A 4,453-nucleotide genomic window follows, 5' to 3' on the forward strand; every position below is an offset into this window, starting at 1 on the left:
TGCGCGTCGACAGGCCGCCGTTCACGCGGAAGGAGGTCCGCCAGGCGGTCGCGTACGCCCTGGACCGGCCGGGGGTGCTGACCAGCGTGCGCGACGGGGCCGGTGTCCTGGGCAACGACCATCTCTTCGCGCCCTCGTTCGCCAGCGCGCCGACCGATCTCCAGCAGCGCGCCAGGGACGAGGCGAAGGTCAGGTCGCTGCTGGCCGCCGCGGGCGTGGACAACCTGCGTTTCACCCTCAGCTTCGACCCGCCGAACAGGTCCTACGCGCTGGTCATCCAGGACCAGCTCAAACAGGTCGGCATCACCGTGGACCTCGACCAGCAGACCTCCGGGGCGTTCTACGGGGGCGACCAGACCACCGACACCCCGTGGCTGTTCACAACCGCGAACCTTGTCGGCTGGGCGGGCCGGCCCACGGCGAGCCAGTTCATCATCCCGATGGTGAAGAGCCAGGGGGTGTGGAACGGCTCCAAATACACCAACCCGGCCGTGGACGCGGCGGCCACCGCCTACGACGCGGCCACCGACCCGGCCGAACGGAAGAAACAGGCGGAAATCATCGCGCGGGCGCTCAACGAGGACGTGCCGGTCATCGTCAGCGTGTGGAACGGCGCGGTCCGCGCCTACCGGACCGACCGGATCAGGGGGCTGCGGGCGCACCCGTCGGCGTTCCTGGACCTGACGACCGTGACCAGGGCCTGATCGGGTGTGGCGCGTTTCCTGGTCAGACGGCTGCTGACGATCCCGGTCACGCTGCTGGCGGTCAGCCTGCTGGTGTTCGTCGCGACCGAACTGATCCCCGGCGACGTCGCCCGGGTCGTGCTCGGCCCGGAAGCGAGCCAGGCCTCCGTGGACGCGCTGCGCCACCAGCTGCGGCTGGACCAGCCGCTGCCCAGCCGGTACCTGCACTGGCTGGGCGGGTTCGTCACCGGTGACTGGGGACAGTCCTACACGCTCGGGGTGGCGGTCCGGCCACTGACGATGGGCCGGCTGGGCCAGAGCCTGCTGCTGGCCCTGCTCGCCTTCGCGCTGCTCGTGCCGTTCGCGCTGGCGCTCGGCCTCGCCGCGGGGCTGCGGGAGGGGCGCCCGCTCGACCGGGTTCTCAGCGTGACCGGCCTGAGCCTCGGGGCCACGCCGGAGTTCGTCACCGGGGTCGTGCTGCTGGTGGTCTTCAGCGTCCAGCTGCACTGGCTGCCCTCCTCGGCCCAGGCGCCCCCGGGAGCGGGGCTGGCGACCCGGGTGGAACATCTGCTGCTGCCGGCGATCTCGCTGGTCCTGCTGTGTGCCGGCTACGTCGCCCGGCACGTGCGGGCCAGCACCGCCGCTACGCTGTCCAGCCCGTTCATCCGGGCGATGCGGGTGCGCGGCCTGCCCGAGGGGCAGCTCGTGCGCAGGCACGTGCTGCGCAACTGCCTGGTCCCGGCGACGAGCGCGCTCGCCGTCCAGCTGCAGTTCCTGCTCGCCGGGCTGGTCACCGTCGAGCTGCTGTTCGGCTACCAGGGCATCGGCGACCTGCTGCTGACGTCCGCGACCAGCAAGGACGTGCCGACCCTGCAGGCCACCGCGATCGTCCTCGGCGCGGTGGGCATGCTCGTCTACGTCGTCGCGGACGTCGTGTACGCGCTGCTCGACCCGCGGATCCGGGTCGGGAAGGTGGCTCACCAGTGAGCCAGGCGAGCCCGGTGGGCCAGGTGAGCCCTGGGATCCCAGGAGGCGCAGGGAGTCCAGGGAGCGTCGTCGACGCCGGGGCGCCGTCGGTCGCCGCCGTGGCCCGCGGGCCACGGGTCGTCCGGCGGCTGGTGCGCCGGCCGTCGTTCGTGGCGGGCGCGGTCCTGCTCCTCGGATGGGCCGTCGTCGCGGCGTTCTGGCCGCATCTCGTCCCCGCCGACCCGATGACCCAGCATCCGGCCGAGCGGTTCCGTCCGCCGGGCTGGGGCCACCTGTTCGGCACCGACCAGTTCGGACGGGACGTGCTGGCGCGGGTGCTGGCCGGTGCCCGTCCCGTGCTGGAGGTCGCTCCGCTGGCGGCCGCGGCCGGGGTGGCCGCCGGCAGCCTGCTCGGGCTGGTGTGCGGCGTCCGGCGGGGCCTGCTGGACGAGATCGTCATGCGGGTCGTCGACGCGCTCGCGGTCTTCCCGAGCCTGGTCGGGGTGGTGGTCGTGGCGGCGCTGGTGGGCAGGTCCACCACCGCCCTGATCGTCGTTATTGGAGTGTTCTTCGTGCCGATTGTTACTCGCAGTGTGCGGGCTGCGGCGCTGGTCGAGCGGGAGAAGCCCTATGTCGAGGCGGCGCGGCTGCGCGGTGAGCCGTTCCCGTCCCTGCTGGGCCGCGAGGTGCTACCCAACGTCGCCGGAACCGTGCTGGTGGAGGCGACGTCCCGGCTCGGTGACGCGGTCTTCGCCGCCGCGACCCTGTCGTTCCTCGGGCTCGGCCAGCCGCCGGGCTCCCCGGAGTGGGGCGCCTCCGTGGCGGACAGCCGGGTCTTCCTCCAGCACGCCTGGTGGACGGTGCTCTTCCCGGCGCTCGCCGTCGCAAGCCTCGTCATCGGCGTCGCCCTGGTCGCGGACAACCTGCGGGAACAGGTGGCGGCGCGGTGAACGGGCCGATGGTCGGCGGCGCGGTGAGCGGGCTGGCGGTCGGCGGCACACCGGCGGGCGTGACCGGGCCGGGCACGCCCGGGGGGCTCGTCGTCGACGGGCTGAGCGTGAGCTACCCGGCGTCGGGCGCGCGGGTGGCCGCCGTGGACGGCGTGAGCCTGCGGGTGCGTCCCGGTGAAAGCTACGGGCTGGTGGGGGAGTCCGGATCCGGCAAGAGCACCCTGGCGGCGGCGCTGGCCGGTGTCCTGCCCGACGGCGGCCGGGTCGAGCACGGCAGCATCCACCTGGACGGCGTCGACGTCGGCGGCCTGCCGGAACGGGACCGGCGCCGGTGGCGGGCGACCGCGTTCGCCATGGTCCACCAGGGTGCCACCAGCAGCCTGGACCCGACGGCCCGCGTCGGTGCGCAGGTGGCCGAGGCCTGCCGGTTGCAGGGGCTGTCGCGTGCCGCGGCCCGCGGGCGGGCGCTGGAGCTGCTGGCGGCGGTGCGCCTGCCCGAGCCGGCCGTGATCGCGCGGCGGTGGCCGCACCAGCTGTCGGGCGGGCAGCAGCAGCGGGTTGGCATCGCGGCGGCGCTCGCGTCGCGTCCGCGGCTGCTCGTCCTCGACGAGCCGACCACCGGCCTGGACGCGGCGGTGGCACGCGAGATCCTCGACCTCCTGCAGGCGTTGCGGCGGGAGATCAATGCCGCCGTCGTGCTCATCAGCCACGACCTCGCGCTTGTCGCCCGCCGCTGCGACCGGATGGGGGTCCTCTACGCGGGACGCCTGGTCGAGGAGGGCCGGGCGGCCGAGCTGCTCACCGCGCCGCGGCATCCCTACACCGCCGGCCTGGTCGCGGCGGCCCCCGTGGTCGGGGTCACCCGCCGGGAGCGCAGGCTGCTGGCGGTGCCGGGCCAGCCGCCGGCCCCCAGCGAACGTCCGGGCGGCTGCGCGTTCGCGGACCGCTGCGCGCTCGTCGACCAGACCTGCCGCACCCGGGAGCCGTCGCTCGTCCCCGTCCCCGCCGTCCCTGCTCTCCCTGCTCTCCCTGCCGTCCCCGCCGTCGCTGCCTCCGCTACCGGAGTCCCGCCGGACGGGCTCCCGGAGCGGCGGTTGGACGTGCGCCCGGACGGGCACCTGGTGCGCTGCCACCACAGTGGCCGCGGCCCGACGCCGCGTCTTCCCGAGCAGACCACTGAAGTGGACCGCGCGGGCCCGGGGCCGCGGCCGGGGCTGCTGTCCGTGCGGGGGCTCTCCCGCGGCTACGGCCGGACGCCGGTGCTGGACGGGATCGACCTCGACATCGCCTACGGCGAGGTGCTCGGCCTCGTCGGCGAGTCCGGCAGCGGCAAGAGCACCCTCGCCCGGGCGCTGGTGGGTCTCGGGCCCGATGGCCCGGGGGAGCTCCGGCTCGCCGGACACCTCCTGCCGTCCCGGCTGTCACGTCGGTCCGCCGAAGACCGCCGCCGGGTGCAGATGGTCTTCCAGGATCCCGACACCACCCTCAACCCGCGACACTCCGTGTCCACCGTGCTGCGCCGGGCGTTGGTGACGCTGCGTGGATCGGGTACGGTCACCGACCTTGCCGGCCGGGTCCAGCTCGGCCCTCGCCTCCTGCCGCTGCGGACCGCCCGGCTGTCCGGCGGGCAGAAACAGCGGGTGGCCATCGGCCGGGCCTTCGCCGGCGAACCCGAACTGGTCGTCTGCGACGAACCGGTGTCAGCGCTGGACGTGAGCGTCCAGGCCGCTGTGCTGGAGCTGCTGGCGGCCGCGCGGGACACCGGCGGCGTCTCCTACCTGTTCATCTCCCACGACCTGGCCGTCGTGGGCTACCTGGCGGACCGGTTGGCCGTCCTGTACCAGGGGCAGATTG

At 74.4% G+C, this 4,453-nt stretch carries 4 protein-coding genes; all 4 read left to right on the forward strand.

The features are described from left to right. Positions 1–704: ABC transporter substrate-binding protein (locus NBW84_RS20790; protein ID WP_250286593.1), on the forward strand; the 704-nt coding region annotated here is incomplete at its 5' end. 6 nt (positions 705–710) lie between these two features. Beyond that, positions 711–1,670 (forward strand): ABC transporter permease, encoded by a 960-nt coding sequence (locus tag NBW84_RS20795; RefSeq protein ID WP_250286594.1) that lies wholly within the window; start codon positions 711–713, stop codon positions 1,668–1,670. A gap of 23 nt (positions 1,671–1,693) precedes the next feature. Further along, complete coding sequence (locus tag NBW84_RS20800; RefSeq protein WP_250286595.1) at positions 1,694–2,599, forward strand: ABC transporter permease; 906 nt, start codon at positions 1,694–1,696, stop codon at positions 2,597–2,599. Beyond that, positions 2,596–4,453: oligopeptide/dipeptide ABC transporter ATP-binding protein (locus NBW84_RS20805; protein WP_250286596.1), on the forward strand; the 1,858-nt coding region annotated here is incomplete at its 3' end. The genes NBW84_RS20800 and NBW84_RS20805, both read left to right, overlap by 4 nt.

It is taken from the genome of Protofrankia sp. CiP1_Cm_nod2, assembly GCF_920664355.1.
Lineage (GTDB): Bacteria > Actinomycetota > Actinomycetes > Frankiales > Frankiaceae > Protofrankia.